General features: G+C 64.8%; 14 protein-coding genes and 1 tRNA gene. 4 read left to right on the top strand and 11 right to left on the bottom strand.

What is annotated here, in order from left to right; all coding sequences use genetic code 11:
• The first annotated feature begins 11 nt into the window (after window positions 1–11).
• The 3 genes from GN330_RS12685 to GN330_RS12675 all read left to right on the top strand — a co-directional run bounded on the left by GN330_RS12685 (window position 12) and on the right by GN330_RS12675 (window position 1,474).
• The gene (locus GN330_RS12685) at window positions 12–449 is read left to right on the top strand and encodes an acyl-CoA thioesterase (protein WP_156713077.1); all 438 of its coding nucleotides are present in this window, start codon (window positions 12–14) and stop codon (window positions 447–449) included.
• Window positions 446–649 (top strand): SlyX family protein, encoded by a 204-nt coding sequence (locus GN330_RS12680; protein WP_156713076.1) that lies wholly within the window; start codon window positions 446–448, stop codon window positions 647–649. Before GN330_RS12685 ends, GN330_RS12680 begins: the two co-directional genes overlap by 4 nt.
• A 99-nt stretch (window positions 650–748) precedes the next feature.
• A complete protein-coding gene (locus GN330_RS12675) occupies window positions 749–1,474 on the top strand; it encodes an anti-sigma factor domain-containing protein (protein ID WP_156713075.1) in 726 nt (241 codons plus the stop codon).
• A 29-nt stretch (window positions 1,475–1,503) separates the two neighbouring features.
• On the opposite strand, the gene GN330_RS12670 is transcribed toward GN330_RS12675, so the two are convergent.
• The 5 genes from GN330_RS12670 to GN330_RS12650 form a co-directional block, all read right to left on the bottom strand.
• Window positions 1,504–1,869 carry a VOC family protein gene (locus GN330_RS12670; protein ID WP_156713074.1) on the bottom strand — a complete coding sequence of 122 codons (366 nt, stop codon included), beginning with the start codon at window positions 1,867–1,869 and terminating at the stop codon, window positions 1,504–1,506.
• Entirely contained in the window at window positions 1,866–3,071 is a 1,206-nt protein-coding gene (locus tag GN330_RS12665) for an MFS transporter (RefSeq protein ID WP_156713073.1), read from the bottom strand. The genes GN330_RS12670 and GN330_RS12665 overlap by 4 nt, the downstream gene beginning before the upstream one ends.
• 291 nt (window positions 3,072–3,362) lie before the next feature.
• Entirely contained in the window at window positions 3,363–4,352 is a 990-nt protein-coding gene (locus GN330_RS12660; RefSeq protein WP_156713072.1) for a BMP family lipoprotein, read from the bottom strand.
• A 173-nt stretch (window positions 4,353–4,525) separates the two neighbouring features.
• Window positions 4,526–5,191: a peptide-methionine (S)-S-oxide reductase MsrA gene (msrA, locus tag GN330_RS12655; protein ID WP_156713071.1), complete on the bottom strand. Its 666-nt coding sequence runs from the start codon at window positions 5,189–5,191 to the stop codon at window positions 4,526–4,528.
• A 30-nt stretch (window positions 5,192–5,221) separates the two neighbouring features.
• Window positions 5,222–5,560: a hypothetical protein gene (locus GN330_RS12650; RefSeq protein WP_156713070.1), complete on the bottom strand. Its 339-nt coding sequence runs from the start codon at window positions 5,558–5,560 to the stop codon at window positions 5,222–5,224.
• A 254-nt stretch (window positions 5,561–5,814) separates the two neighbouring features.
• Between GN330_RS12650 and GN330_RS12645 the strand changes: the two genes are divergently transcribed.
• Window positions 5,815–5,904 (top strand) — tRNA-Ser (locus tag GN330_RS12645).
• 243 nt (window positions 5,905–6,147) lie between these two features.
• Here the strand turns inward: GN330_RS12645 and GN330_RS12640 are convergent.
• The 6 genes from GN330_RS12640 to pbfA all read right to left on the bottom strand — a co-directional run bounded on the left by GN330_RS12640 (window position 6,148) and on the right by pbfA (window position 14,008).
• Complete coding sequence (locus tag GN330_RS12640; RefSeq protein ID WP_156713069.1) at window positions 6,148–8,154, bottom strand: putative 2-aminoethylphosphonate ABC transporter permease subunit; 2,007 nt, start codon at window positions 8,152–8,154, stop codon at window positions 6,148–6,150.
• Window positions 8,155–8,161: 7 nt separating this feature from the next.
• Window positions 8,162–9,283 carry a putative 2-aminoethylphosphonate ABC transporter ATP-binding protein gene (locus tag GN330_RS12635; protein ID WP_156713068.1) on the bottom strand — a complete coding sequence of 374 codons (1,122 nt, stop codon included), beginning with the start codon at window positions 9,281–9,283 and terminating at the stop codon, window positions 8,162–8,164.
• A 149-nt stretch (window positions 9,284–9,432) separates the two neighbouring features.
• A complete protein-coding gene (locus GN330_RS12630; RefSeq protein WP_156713067.1) occupies window positions 9,433–10,455 on the bottom strand; it encodes a putative 2-aminoethylphosphonate ABC transporter substrate-binding protein in 1,023 nt (340 codons plus the stop codon).
• Between the two features lie 179 nt (window positions 10,456–10,634).
• Window positions 10,635–11,474, bottom strand: a complete 840-nt coding sequence (locus GN330_RS12625; RefSeq protein WP_246188671.1) for a DMT family transporter — start codon at window positions 11,472–11,474, stop codon at window positions 10,635–10,637.
• A gap of 12 nt (window positions 11,475–11,486) precedes the next feature.
• Window positions 11,487–12,602, bottom strand: a complete 1,116-nt coding sequence (locus GN330_RS12620) for a TIGR03364 family FAD-dependent oxidoreductase (protein ID WP_246188670.1) — start codon at window positions 12,600–12,602, stop codon at window positions 11,487–11,489.
• 59 nt (window positions 12,603–12,661) lie between these two features.
• Window positions 12,662–14,008: a (R)-1-hydroxy-2-aminoethylphosphonate ammonia-lyase gene (gene pbfA / locus GN330_RS12615; protein ID WP_156713065.1), complete on the bottom strand. Its 1,347-nt coding sequence runs from the start codon at window positions 14,006–14,008 to the stop codon at window positions 12,662–12,664.
• Between the last annotated feature and the right edge of the window lie 11 nt (window positions 14,009–14,019).

The raw sequence follows: 14,019 nt of genomic DNA, 5'->3' as shown, positions 1-14,019 counted from the left end.
AGAATACATCGATGGCTGATCGTCCGGCACCGGCCGCGCGCGCCGCCTATCGCGCCTTCCGTGCGATCACGACGCGCTGGATGGACAACGACATCTACGGCCACATGAACAATGTGGTGCATTATTCGCTGTTCGACACCGCGGTGAACGGCTGGCTGATCGACAAGGGCGTGCTCGATATGCATGGCGGCGACCAGATCGGGCTTGTGGTGGAAACGGGCTGCCGCTATTTCGGCGAACTCGCCTTTCCCGACACTGTCACCGCCGGCTTACGGGTCGCCAGGCTCGGCAGTTCATCGGTACGCTACGAGGTGGGCCTGTTTCGCAACGGGGACGAACATGCGGCGGCCGAGGGGTTTTTCGTGCATGTATATGTGGACAGCGCGACGCGACGCCCCAAACCGCTCGCCGGTGCGCTACGCGCCGCACTTGAGGACATAATCGCATGACCCAGGACCGCACCGCGACGCTCGAAATAGTCGTCGCCGAACAGGAACGCACGATCGAGGAGCTGTCGGGTGAGGTCGCCGCCCAATGGAAAACGATCGAACGTCTGCAAAAGCAGCTCGATCGGCTGACCCAGCGCTTCCTGGCGCTGGAGGAGCAGACCGGGCCCGAGGTTCCGATAACCAAACCGCCGCACTGGTAGCGGTTCCGGCCGCGACGCTGGCGCAACGCAATTCGGTTTCCTTCGCCGGCCAGTCGCTCTAAAATTTCCGCGGACACGACTGGGTCGCGGGTGTTTTCGATGACAAGCGACAGTGACCGCATGGCACGCGCCGGCGATTTCGTCATGGGCCGCATGAACGAGGCCGAGCGCGAGCGCGCGGAAAAGGATCTGGAACGCGATCCGGCATTCCGCGACGCGGTGATGCGGTTCGCCCAAAGGCTGCGCGGCCCCGCCGCCGACGGAGCCAGGCCGCGCGGCGATGTGTGGCGGGCGGTCCATGCCAACATTGCCGACCTGCCGCAAATGCGCGCCGCTTCACCCGCGGGTTTCGTGCCCGCCGAAGCGCCCCCAGGGCCGGGAGCATCGGCGCACGCGCTCGGCGGCTGGCGCGGGGTGGCGGTCGCGACCTGCCTAGCCGCCGCCTTCGGTATCGGCCTGGTGGCCGGCAGGATGGCCGACGCCACCGATGACAGGCGCGCGCTCGCCATGCTCGACGACATGGCGGGCGCACCGCGCGCGCTGGTGGAAAGTTTCGCCGACGGGACGCTTGTGTTCCAGCCGTTGACCCTGTCCGAACTTCCCGCAGACACGGTGTTACGGCTTTGGGCAATCAGCGAGGCGCCGGAAAGGGCGGTGGCGCTGGGAAGGGTCGCGGTCAGCGGAGCGACGCGACTCCAGGCCCCAACCGGCGGCACGGCCGAGGCCGTGCGCGCCTATCGTCTCACGCTGGAAAATGCGGCGGGCGGGAGCTCGGAAACGGCATTGGCCGAAGGCCCGCGTAACCGGATTGTCCCAGGACGCTGAAAATGACCAGTGGTGCGCGGCCGATCCGATCAGACGGCCGTATCGGCTGGCTCCCATAACTCGACCGGATTGCCTTCCGGATCGTGCACGCGGCAGAAGCGGCCGATCTCGGAATCCCATTCGGCGCGCGTTTCGACCGCGATGCCGGCCTCTTTGAGCTTTGCCATCATGGCGTCGAGGTCATCAACCCGGAAATTGATCATCCAGACCTGATCGGGGCGACCAAAATAATCCGTGTCGTGCGCGAAGGGGGCAAAGACCGTGGTGCCGGCCTCCTGGCGCCAGACGGCCGCGGCGATGTCGTTCACGCCGAGATGGGTCTCGTACCAGGCCGCGAGCGCCCTGGGGTCGCGGGCACGAAAGAAAAACCCGCCAATGCCTGTCACCTTGGTCATGCCGGCCTCCTGCGTCGCGCCACCAGAGGCGCCATGCAAATAAAGCCGAGCAAGCTGAAGGCGGCAAGCGCCCAGCCGAAACCCGACCAGCCGAAGCGCCCGATGACATAGCCGGCAAGCGGCGCCCCGGCGAGCGTGCCGAGCCCGCCCGACTGGGCGATCAGACCGATGACGATCGCCGCCGCCCCGCCCGGTGGCACGATGAAGGGCACGCTGGCGAAAATGCCGGCGGCGACGACGCCGCCGGCAATCGCGAACACCATCGCCGACGCCGTCGCCAGCACCGGATCGCCTGCGCCGAAGAACGGCACCGCGCTCGCAGCGCTGGCGAGAAAGCCGGCCATGATGACAAGGGCGGCGAAGCGGGCGTCGCGTTGCTTGAGCAGGACGCCGGCAAGCACGTTGCCGAGCGGAACCAGCAGCGCGATCATGCCGGCCGACAGCACCACGGGCGGCCCCTCGGCGACGAAACTCGGCAAAAAGGTGAAAAAGCCGATCGACAGGATGACGTAGACGCCGAAGGCGAGCGCGGAAAGCGCGACCGGCGCCGAAAAGGACGCGGCCAGACGCGCGACGCCCGGCGTGCCGCCGGCCGGTCGCGCCGTGTCGGCGACCGGCTCGAGGCCGCGCGCCAGCCAGGCGGCGAGCGCGGCCAGGACGATGAACAACGCCACGCTGACCAGAAGGAAACGCTGCGGGCTGTGGGTCGGCAGCATGGCGGCGGACAGGAAATCGGCCACCGCATAGCCGAGCGGCACGAAGCCGCCCCAGATGGCGAGCGCCGGCGCCTTCAACCGCTCCGGCGCAAGCGTGGCAAGCAGTGCGGGAATGGCGATCACCAGGATGAGATAACCGAGCGCCTCAACCAGCCGCGCGGCGAGCGCGGCGAGCGGCCCGTCGAAAAGCGCGAGGCCGACACCGCCGATGGCGAGCGCGATGGCCGACACCAGATAGGAGCGGTAGAGCCCGGCCCGGTCGATGGCAAAGGCGGCCGGCAGGGCGGCGAGCGCCACGAACAGGCCAAGCGTGGAGGTCAGCCAGCCAACCATGACCAGCGAGAAGCCGGCTTCGGCGCGGTACCAGGCCACCAGCGGCGCAATCTTGCCGAGCTGAGTTCCGGCCAGGATGCCAGCCAGAAGCAGAAATATGAGGGCGGCGATGCGACGAGGGCCTTCGGCTGCGGTCGTCAGGTCCTGCCTCATGCGCGCTCCATTCCTTGCCGCCGATTCGGCCGGGCGCCTGAATAGCGCGCCAGCGCGCGCGGCAAAATGGCCCACGGACCCCGGTTGGGAAGACCAACTCGTGCCGCGATCCTCAGTTTCGCTCCGTGCGTTTCAGCCTCGTGATTTTGCGCATGCCTGATTAAATACGAAATCGGTACGGCGCGCCCGAGAATGAAGCGGATTTCGGATTCGGAACACCAGGCTGCGCGCGATACGAAAAAACCGCCGGACGCGGAGCCCGGCGGTTCTTTGTCGGATGATCCGTTCCGATCAGTACGGACAGGAATTGTCGGACATGTAATCGTGGACCTTGATGTCGCCGGCGATGATCTCGGCCTTGGCCTTTTCGACCGCGTCGACCATCTCCTGGCTGACGAGGTCTTTGTTGTTGTCGTCCATGGCGTAGCCAACGCCGTTCTCGGCCAGGCCGAGCACGTTGATGCCGGCCTCGAACTTGTCGTTCATGGCGTCGCTGAAGGCGTCATAGACGGCAACGTCGACACGCTTGAGCATCGAGGTCAGGACATGGCCCGGCTGCAGGTGGTTCTGGTTGGAATCAACGCCGATGCCGAGCTTGCCCGCGTCCGCGGCCGCCTGCATGACGCCGACGCCGGTGCCGCCGGCAGCGGCGTAGATGACGTCCGCGCCCTGGTCCATCTGCGACTTGGCGATCTCGCCGCCCTTGGTCGGGTCATTCCAGGCCGCCGGCGTGTCGCCGGTCATGTTCTGGATGACGTCCGTGGCACCCGCCGCCTTGGCGCCGCCGACATAACCGCAGCCGAACTTGCGGATCAGCGGAATGTCCATGCCGCCGACGAACCCGACCTTCTTGGTTTCGGAGGCCATCGCCGCCATCATGCCGACCAGATAGGAGCCTTCGTGCTCATTGTAGACGACCGAGCGCACGTTCGGCGCGTCGACAACCATGTCAATGATGGCGAAATCGGTGTCGGGATATTCCGCAGCCACCTTCTCGAGCGCGGCGGCCCAGGAGAAACCCGCCATCACGATCGGATCGCGACCGTCCTCGGCGAAGCGACGTAGCGCCTGCTCGCGCTGGGCGTCGTTGGAGATCTCGAACTCGACATATTCAATGCCGGTTTCCTGTTTGAACTTCTCCGCGCCGTTGAACGAGGCCTCGTTGAAGGATTTGTCGAACTTGCCGCCCAGGTCGAACAGCAGGCCGGGCTTGATATCCGCGGCCACGGCCGGGACGGCGAAAACGGTTGCGGCCAGGAGGCCGAATACGAAACGCTTCATGTGATCCACACCCTGTTGGTCTTGCGTACGGTTCTTGTCCGGACCTCGCGCGTCAGCGAGCGGCCGCGCAAAGCCCCGCGGGTTCGTCGCCCGCTCGGCATTTACTGTTGCATGCCGTCGCGCAAAATTCACGCGGAAATTTGACCTTCTGGACAAGGTGCCGGTGCCGGCGCCTACTCCGCCGCGCCGCCCGGCTGCGGGCAGGACACGCCCGTACCCTTCAAGCCGCAATAGCCAGACGGGTTCTTGGCCAGATATTGCTGGTGTTCGGCCTCGGCGAAATAGAAGTCCGGTGCGGGTGCGATCTCGGTGGTGATCCGGCCGCGTCCGGCGCGCGTCAAAACGGCCTGATAGGCATCGCGCGAGGCAAGCGCGGCCTGCAACTGGGCCTCGTTAGCCGCATAGATCGCCGAACGGTAGGTGGTGCCGACATCGTTGCCCTGGCGCATGCCCTGGGTCGGGTCATGGTTTTCCCAGAACAGCCTCAGCATGTCGTCATAGGAAATCGCGACCGGATCGAACACCGCCAGCACGATTTCGGCATGGCCGGTCAGCCCGGTGCAGGTTTCCTGGTAGGTCGGATTGGGCGTGAAGCCGCCGGCATAGCCGACCGCGGTCACCCACACGCCCGGCGTTTGCCAAAAAAGCCGCTCCGCGCCCCAGAAACAGCCCATGCCGAAATGGGCGCTCTCCAGTCGGACCGGATAGGGCCCGCGCAGCGGTCTTTTCGACACGGCATGCCTGGCCGCGGTGGCGACCGGCTTGACGCGGCCGGGCAGTGCCTCATCGGCGGCCGGCAGGGTGAGCTTCTTGTTCAGCATGTCGCTCAGGAAAAACATCGCTCGTCACTCCGCTTCGAGACAGGCTGTTCAGGACAGGCTGCGGCTTCCGCGACCGAGCGGACCGCCACGACGGCGCGGACGCCGGCCGATCAGGTAAAGCAGCAAGGCTAGGGCGAAAAACACCACGAAACCCGGCAAAGTGAGGATGCGGATCATTACCGGGTCCCACAGCAGCGGATGCACATAACGCTGGGTGAGCGCCTGTGCGAGGTTGAGTGTGTCCGGCGAGACCGCGTACCAGCTGGTGCCGAGCGGGGTGAAAATCAGCGCGGACGCGGCGACCGAACGGGTGGCGTCGAGAACGGCCATGATGACCGCGACAGCCAGCGCGACCGTCGCCAGAAGCCGGAAAACGAACCTGATCATGCTGCCTTGCCCGCCATGCGACGTCCTTTCCGCCCGTGCTTGGGCTTTGACGCAGCCCTTTTATGGCCAAGCGCGCGGCGCTTCAATCGTCACACGCGAAGTTGACATCCGCCGCCGCCGCCGACCCCGGGGCGAGCGCGCGAGGATCGTTGGCCGGCTATCGCCAAATTCCGTGCCGCAACGGCTTGGCATTCGCGGCCATATCGACTAGATGAGCGCGGATGGCCGGTCCGTCACGCGGACGCGTCGCCTGCGGAGAGGTGGCCGAGTGGTTGAAGGCGCACGCCTGGAACGCGTGTATACGGGCAACCGTATCGAGGGTTCGAATCCCTCTCTCTCCGCCATTTTTTTCGTTGGGTCCATACCGGAGACATGGGTGGCGTTTCGCACCTAAGACGTAGGTGGCCGTCCCGTGTTGGCCTCTCCGCGGTCGCGACCTTCGGCACCGGGTTCGAAATCACATTCAAACCTCTGCCACGAGCTTGCGGCACGCCAATCATCACCGTCGGCGCCGGTTCTTCTCGCCATTGCGGTTCTCGCTCGTAGCCATTCCCGTGAACCGGTACCGACGAGCCCGAAACCTGCCGTCAGCGGGCGCGCCAGCGCTGAGTGCGCGACAGGAGCAGCGTCGAGACGCCGGCATGGACCAGCCGGGCGGCGACATTGGTGTAAAAGATCATCATGCCCATCGCCGCCGCCGGCGCGATGTCGCCGGCATCGTCCATGTTGAGCACCGCCACCGAGGCAAGCTGCGTGTCGGTGGAATAGAGGAACACGACTGCGGAAACCGTCGTCATGGCGTTGACGAACAGATAGATCGAGATGTCGAGGATGGCCGGAAGACAAACCGGAACGGTGACCCGGAAGAACAGCTTGTGGAACGGTTGCTTCAAGGAGGCCGCCACCGGCTCGAACTCGGCGTCCATCTGCTTCAGTGCCGTGAGCGCGGTAAGATGCGAGACAGTATAGAAATGTGTCACCGTGCTGACGACCAGGATGACCATCGTGCCGTAAATGGCGTTGAGCGGATTGGACGGGTCATTGAAGAAGAAGATATAGGCGAGGCCAAGTACCATGCCGGGCACCGCCATCGGCAGCATGGCGAGGAAATGAAAGGCTGAGCGGCCGGCCGAAAAGCCCTGCGTCTTTTCCACCATATAGGCGCCGGTGAAGACGACGATGGTGCCGAAAAACGCCGTCAGCAATCCGAGCTTGATCGAATTGCCGTAAGAGGCCCAGCCGCCGCCATCCATCAGGTCGAAGGCATAGTTCTTCAGGCTGAGGCTCATATCGTAGGGCCACAGCTTCACCAGCGCGGCGAACTGGCAAATGCCGATAATGCCGACGAGGAAGATTGCGACGGCAAGACACCAGCCGAGGCACAGCATGTCGAACCCGCGGCTGGGCCGCGGCGCATAAGGAACCGACCGGGCCGACAACAGGGCCACCTGCCGGCGCTGAATGATGCGGTCGACGGTGAAGGCGATGATGGCCGGCAACAGCAGGATGACCGAGACGACCGCGCCCATCTCGAAATTCTGCTGGCCGATCACCTGTTTGTAGATGTCGACGGCAAGCATGTTGTACTGACCGCCGATGACCTTGGGCAGGCCGAAATCGGTGATGACTAGGGTGAAAACCACGAACATCGCCGAGATGATGCCGAAGCGCGCGCCCGGCACGGTCACCACCCAGAAAGTGCGCCATTTCGAGGAGCCCAGCGAGGCCGCGGCCTCGTAGTGCCGGCCGTCGGCGACCGCGAGCGCCGTCGAAATGATCAGAAAGGCATGCGGCAGCGTGAAAAACACCGAACCGATGACGATGCCGATCGGCCCGTAGATCGAATATCCCATCATCAACGGTTTCAGGAGCCCCTGATTGCCGAACAGGTAGATCAGCGCGATGCCGGGCAGCAAAGACGGCACGAGGATAGGGATTGTCGTCACCAGCCGGACCAGCCCCTTGAAGGGCATATTGCTACGGTTGAGCGCATAGGCCAGCGCGAAGGCGACGCTTATCGTGATCACCGTGCTGATGGTCGCCATCAGCGCCGAATTGCGGATCGAGTTCGAGAGCGACGGGGTCGCGAAATAGGTCGTGAAATTGTCCAGCCCGAAAGTGCTCGACGGGCGCAGCACGATGCGGCGGAACGTATTGGAATCGAATTCCTGCCACTCCGTGCCGCCGCCCGGTGTGGAGCCGACCAGCCAACTGGCTTCGTCGACGGTGCCGCGCAGGCGATATCTCACGGGACTGCGAAACGAAAAATCCGCGAAGAAGCTGGTCGCCGCCAATCGACTGTCGGAGCCGGCGCGCAGATCGTCGGCGCTGACGGCGGAGCTTTCGGCGTTGAGTGCCGCGGCGGTCCTGGGTTCACTCCAGACGGTCGCCGTCTCGTCGCTGACCTGGAATTCGAACTGCGTGAGGTCGAAACGATAGACCGACATCGACTTCGACAACATCACATAAAGCGGCGCCGCCAGGGAGAGGATGAGGTAGAGCGAGATCGCGACCATCAATCCACGTTTGACGATGTCGTCGCGCGATACCGAGTGGCGAGGCAGGCGACCTGCCGGAAGAGACAGCGTCGTCATGGTCGCCTCACTCATTCCCGGCAAAGACCAGAAGGCGCTCGCCGGGCAACTCGATCCGCATCGAGCCACCCGTCACGATGTCGAGCCGGCGCACGGCGTTGATCGAGAAATCCGCAACGAGGATACGCGCGCCAAGCCGTGGTGACGAAAGCCGGCAGCGCCAGAAGGCGCCGAGAAACTCCATTTCCTCGACCGTCGTCTCAACGAGGTTTTCCGGTGTCTCGACGATGTCGGGCGTGCCGGGCGATCGGACGCCGATGCCGTGCGGGATGATGTCGACGGGCCGGATAACGGCGGTCGCCTCCGCGCCAACGGGCACCTGGTGCCCGGCGCAGACCAGTTGCGTCCCGGCGAGCGCCACCTTGCCATCGGCCAGCACCTTGGCCGGAAACTGGTTGGTCTCGCCGATGAAATCGGCGACGAACAGCGTCTGCGGATGGCGGTAGATTTCCGTCGGCGTGCCGATCTGCTCGATCACGCCATGGTTCATCACCACGATCCGATCAGCCATCGACAGCGCTTCCTCCTGGTCATGCGTGACCATGATGGTGGTGACGCCGAGCTTGCGCTGCAGTTCCTTGATCTCGTGGCGCAGATGCACACGCACCTTGGCGTCGAGTGCCGACAGCGGCTCGTCGAGCAACAGCAGGCCCGGTGAAATCGCGATGGCGCGGGCAAGCGCGATACGCTGCTGCTGGCCCCCGGACAATTGCGCGGGATATTTTCGAGCCTGCTCGGCGAGCCCGACCAGAACGAGCAGTTCCTCGACGCGGCGCTTGATCTCAGCGCGCGGGCGCCTCGCATTCTCGAGCCCGAAGGCGATGTTGCGCTCGATGGTTAGGTTCGGGAACAACGCATAGGACTGGAAGACGATGCCGTAGTCGCGCCGCGATGGCGGCAGGGTGGAGATGTCTTCGCCGGCCTGCCGGATCGTGCCTCGCGACTGCAGATCGAGCCCGGCGATGGCGCGCAGCAACGTGGTCTTGCCGCACCCCGAAGGTCCGAGGAAGCAGACGAATTCGCCTTCTTGGATCGATAACGATATATCGCGCAGGGCAATGAAGTCGCCAAACGCCTTCCACAGATCGTCGATCTGCAGATAGGCTTGGCCGGCGGCGGTGTCTGGCATTGCGATGCCTCCGAGCGGAGCGGCCGCGCGTTGTGAAATGCTCTCATGTTTCATCGCATATCCGGTCAAGATCGGCGAACAAATCCGCGCTGACTTTTGAATACGGGCGCCGCTTTCGATTACGGCGCCCGCCTCGGCGACAAGCCTGGTCAGGTCTTGGGTTCGGACTTACCGTCGTAGCGCGCTGCCCATTCCTTGAGGATCGCGGCGCGGTTGTTGGCGGCCCACTCGAAGTCGTTCTCGATCATTTTGGAGGCGACATCTTCGGGCAGGAACTCGACGGGCTTGGCCACACCCGGATAGGCGACGACCGCGTAGCCGACATTGTACATCTCGTTGGCTTCCTTGGTGATCGACCAGTCGACCAGTTTCCGGGCGGCCTCGAGATTGGCGGTGCCGGCGATAATGGCCGTCGCCTCGGCTTCCCAGCCGGAGCCTTCCGTGGGGAAGATGATCTCGATCGGCGCGCCATCCTTCTTGGCCTTGGCCCCTGGAAATTCAAAGGAAACCCCGATCACGGTCTCGCCGGCGGCGGCCAGTTTGCACGGTTTGGAGCCTGAATGCGTGTAGGCCGCGATGTTTTCATGCAGGCCGTCCATAAAGGCCCAGGCCGCCTCCTCGCCCATCATCTGGATCCAGGCCGAGACATCAAGGAACCCGGTGCCCGACGAATTCGGGTTGGGCATGATCACATGACCCTTATATTCGGGTTTGAGGAGATCCGCCCAGCTTGTCGGCGGGGTCAGGCCGAGCTTCTCGCCCTCGACGGTGTTGTAGCAGAGCGCGGCGACGTAGGCGTCCATGCCGACCCAACTGGGCGGTGTAGCGGAATCGACGAATTTGGGATCGAGCTTTTCGACGCCGACCGGCGAATAGGGCTCCAGCATGTTTTCGCCCTTGAGCAGCAGCAGCGAGGTCGCCGCCACGCCCCAAACCACGTCGGCCTGCGGGTTGTTCTTCTCGGCCAACAGCTTGGCGGTCATGACGCCGGTGGAATCGCGGACCCAGTCGATCTTGATATCGGGATTGGCGGCCTCGAAGGTCTGCTTGTAACGGTCGAGATCAACGGCCTCGACCGAAGTGTAGACGGTCAGGGTCGTTTCGGCGAAGGCCGCCGACGCCGAAAGGGCTGCCGCAAGGGCGGCGATGACGATGGAGGTTGAAGATTTCATGATTCAGTTCCCCGTTGACACAATCTGCGATGCATCGAGACGATCGTGCTCTTCGGCCATGCGCCGGCCGCGCGGCCGGACGATTTCGTCTGTCCAGTGATGGTCGTATGGGTCGAGGGATAAGTAAAATCTATTTATCCTATGAAGCTATCGACCTACGCGATGCGTTTGCGAGGATTTTACCCACTGGTGGCTAGGACGACCACACCGGCCGCGACAAGCAGGGCGGCAAGGACGCGGCCTTGCCACGGCCGTTCCCCGAACACCAGCACGCCGATCAACGCGGCAATGATGACGCTCGATTCGCGCACCGCCGAGACGGCGGCGATCGGTGCGATCGTCTTGGCGTAGAGTACCAGCCCATAGGCGGTGACGGAGAGGACGCCGCCGACCAGACCCAATACGAACACCCGCCAGTCGATGGGGTTTCTGATGGCGCGACGCCGCCACAGGATCGCCAGTGGCACCGGTGCCTCGAGCAGGAAGAGCCAGCCCATATAGCCGGTGGGACTTTCGGAAAGCCGCACGCCGATACCATCGGCGACGGAATAGGCCGCGATGGCCAGGCCGAGGAGCGCTGCTACGCCGATCGCCGTGCGGTCGGCCTGCGCAGCACCACGCTGAAACGCGATCGTGCCGATGCCGAGCGTGACGAGACCGAGACCGCCCCAGCCCGTCAGCGACATGGTTTCTCCAATAAGCAGGAATGTGCCGACGGCGACAAGCGCCGGAGCCATGCCGCGCGAGATCGGGTAGACTTGACTGAGGTCGCCCAGACGGTAGGCGCTGAACAGCAGCGCGTAATAGGCGTAGTGGATGGCCGTCGACGCAAGGACCGAAGGCCAGCTGGCCAGCGCCGGCGGGTCCGACACGGCGATCAGAGCAATCCCCGCCGCCGCATGCGCGGCCGACACCGCCGCCAGGGTCAGCGCGCGGTCGTCCGCGGCCTTGACCATCGCGTTCCAGCTCGCATGCAGGAGCGCGCAGAACAGGACGATGGCAAGTGCGGTGGTGGACAATTCAGGCCGACTTCATACGGCGAACAGATCGGCGACCGTTTCCTCGCCGATCGCAAAGCAGGTGCTGGCGCCGGTGCCGCTTGTCACCATGACGAGGCGTACGTCCCGGTGCGGCGCATCGCTGAAACAATCATTGCCGGGCGCCGAGGCATAGGTGCCCGTCCAGCGCGCAATCACGGGCGGCGGCGCGCCGAACAGGGCCGCGTATTCGTCGAGTATAAGCCGATCAACGGCGTCGGAGGCAAACGGGTCCGGCGTCTCGGCGTAGTGGTGCGAATCACCGACGATCAGGGAACCGTCGGCGCTCTGCACCACGATCAGGTGGACACCATTGTCGAGGGCGAGCGGGCATTCACGCATCAGCCTTTGCTTCAGCGCGGCCGCCTCGTCCAACCCCGTGTAACCGCCGTAGCGCAAAAGACTGAGATCCGAGACCAGCGCCGAATTCAGCCGCATGCCGGGGTCGGCCAGCCGCAACATCTGCAATTTGCAACGCCGCACGCCATAGTGCGCGATGCGCTCGCGACAAAGCGTGGTGAGATCATCGCCCGGACAGACGACGATCCTGGCCGCGTGCACCGGCCCGTCGCTGGTTTGCAACGCGGTCGGCTCGACAGACGAAACTGCGACGCCAAGGCGGAACTCCACGGCATGGCGCTCGCCCAGGAAAGCGGCCAGTCTCGGCAGCACGTCGCGCGATTCAACGCGCAGTTCGAACGGGCTATAAAGGCCGCCGACGACCCTCTCTGCGGCGAGGCCAGGCTGATGCGCGGCCGTTTCATCCGCCGTGAGCATCCGGCATTCCCGGCCGTCAAGACCGGCTGAAAACGCTTCAAGCACCGCCAGCGCCTCCGGCCGCCGCGCCGCGACGAGCTTACCGGTGTGGAGGATGTCGAGGCCGGCTTCGGCGGCGAGGTCGAGCCAGATTTCGCGTGTCCGCTCCGCGCGTCGTCGCGAGATACCGGGCGCCTGCCCGGTGACGACCACGAGCCCGAAATTGCGGATCGACGCGCCGTTCGCTTGCCGGTCGCGATCGATGACGACGACGCGCAGGCCGCGCCTGGCCGCGGCGAGCGCATGGGCCAGGCCGATAATGCCGGCTCCGACGACGGCGAGGTCATAATGCATGATCACTCCGGGCGAGAAAGGGGACCAAAGGAGTCCGGCCATCGCCAGCAGACTGCGGTTCAGGCGGCAAGAACGGCATCCTCCACGATCGCGAGCGCGCTATCGAGCTCCTCGCGGCCGATCACCAGCGGCGGCGACAGCGTCAGGACGTTTCCAGCGCTTATCTTGAAGCTCAGCCCACGTTCGAGGCACCGGTAATAGACCCGCTCGGCCATGTCGCGGGCGGGTTGGTAATCGTCCCGATCATCGACCAGTTCCACGCCGATCATCAGGCCGCGCCCGCGCACCTCGCCGACGTGCCGGCTCTTGGCCATCAGTTCCCGTAAGCGATCCATCGCGTAGGCGCCTAGTTCGGCGGCCCGCTCGGCGAGCCCGTCCTCGCGGATAATGGCGATGGTGGTCAACGCCGCGCGCGCTGTGACGGGGTTCTTTTCATGCGTGTAGTGGCCGATGGCGAAGTCACCGGCGACATCGAGATCGCAGCGCGCGATCACGGATGCAATCGGCAGAATGCCGCCGCCCAGCGCCTTTCCCAACACGACCATATCGGGCGTCACGTCGTCGTGGGCATGGGCGAAGAAGCTGCCGGTCTTGCCGAGCCCGGTCGGAATCTCGTCGAAGATCAGCAGTGTGCCGTGCCTGTCGCAGGCCTCGCGCACCGCCTTCCAGAAACCCGGTGCCGGGACCAGCGGCGTCGCGCGCATCGGCTCGGCGACGAACGCGGCGAAGTCGCCTTCCCGGCCGAGAACGTAGGCGATCATGTTGGCGCAGGCGCGCGCCGAACTCTCCAGATTGTCGTGACCGTAAGCGCAGTTGCGGCTTGCCCATGGCGCCACATGCTCGGCACCGGTCATCATCGGCCCGGCGATGTGGGAGCGGAAGGTCGCCTCGCCGCCAACGCTCGCCGCGCCGAAGCCCGCGCCATGAAACGCGTCCCAGAACGACAGCGTCTTGTGCCGTCCGGTTGCCGCGCGCGCCACCTTCAGCGCGACCTCGATCGCGTCCGAGCCGCCGGTGGTGAACAGCACCTTCGACAGATCACGCGGCGCGAGCCGCCCCAACGTCTCCGCCAGTTCGACGGCCGTTTCGTTGGTGAAGCGTCGCGGCGAAAAACTCAGTTCGTCCAGTTGTTGCTTGATGGCGCCGACCAGCCGCGGGTGCGCATAGCCGATATGGTGGACGCTGTTGCCATGGAAATCCATGTAGCGGCGGCCGGCCAAATCCTCGATCCAGATGCCTTGCGCCCTGGCGATCGTCGCAACGCAGGGGCTCGACAGGCTCTGATGCAGGAAGGCCCTGGCATCGCGCTCAAGCAGGTCACGCGAGGGGGCGTGATCCTGTCTGGCGTTCCATTCCAGGCGCGCGGCCGCCCTGTTCGATTCGCCTTCGGTATGAACGACGCTCATGGCCCCTCCCT

The organism is Nitratireductor arenosus (assembly GCF_009742725.1).
GTDB lineage: Bacteria > Pseudomonadota > Alphaproteobacteria > Rhizobiales > Rhizobiaceae > Mangrovimarina > Mangrovimarina arenosa.
Note: the sequence above shows the minus strand (reverse complement) of the source record. Positions and strands in the feature narration are given on the sequence as shown.

What these genes read in the sequence shown, in the direction of transcription:
- GN330_RS12685 (WP_156713077.1), top strand. Translation starts at nt 12, where the DNA reads ATGGCTGATCGTCCGGCACCGGCCGCGCGCGCCGCCTATCGCGCCTTC.
- GN330_RS12680 (WP_156713076.1), top strand. Translation starts at nt 446, where the DNA reads ATGACCCAGGACCGCACCGCGACGCTCGAAATAGTCGTCGCCGAACAG.
- GN330_RS12675 (WP_156713075.1), top strand. Translation starts at nt 749, where the DNA reads ATGACAAGCGACAGTGACCGCATGGCACGCGCCGGCGATTTCGTCATG.
- GN330_RS12670 (WP_156713074.1), bottom strand. Translation starts at nt 1,869, where the DNA reads ATGACCAAGGTGACAGGCATTGGCGGGTTTTTCTTTCGTGCCCGCGAC.
- GN330_RS12665 (WP_156713073.1), bottom strand. Translation starts at nt 3,071, where the DNA reads ATGAGGCAGGACCTGACGACCGCAGCCGAAGGCCCTCGTCGCATCGCC.
- GN330_RS12660 (WP_156713072.1), bottom strand. Translation starts at nt 4,352, where the DNA reads ATGAAGCGTTTCGTATTCGGCCTCCTGGCCGCAACCGTTTTCGCCGTC.
- msrA (WP_156713071.1), bottom strand. Translation starts at nt 5,191, where the DNA reads ATGTTTTTCCTGAGCGACATGCTGAACAAGAAGCTCACCCTGCCGGCC.
- GN330_RS12650 (WP_156713070.1), bottom strand. Translation starts at nt 5,560, where the DNA reads ATGATCAGGTTCGTTTTCCGGCTTCTGGCGACGGTCGCGCTGGCTGTC.
- GN330_RS12640 (WP_156713069.1), bottom strand. Translation starts at nt 8,154, where the DNA reads ATGACGACGCTGTCTCTTCCGGCAGGTCGCCTGCCTCGCCACTCGGTA.
- GN330_RS12635 (WP_156713068.1), bottom strand. Translation starts at nt 9,283, where the DNA reads ATGCCAGACACCGCCGCCGGCCAAGCCTATCTGCAGATCGACGATCTG.
- GN330_RS12630 (WP_156713067.1), bottom strand. Translation starts at nt 10,455, where the DNA reads ATGAAATCTTCAACCTCCATCGTCATCGCCGCCCTTGCGGCAGCCCTT.
- GN330_RS12620 (WP_246188670.1), bottom strand. Translation starts at nt 12,602, where the DNA reads ATGCATTATGACCTCGCCGTCGTCGGAGCCGGCATTATCGGCCTGGCC.
- pbfA (WP_156713065.1), bottom strand. Translation starts at nt 14,008, where the DNA reads ATGAGCGTCGTTCATACCGAAGGCGAATCGAACAGGGCGGCCGCGCGC.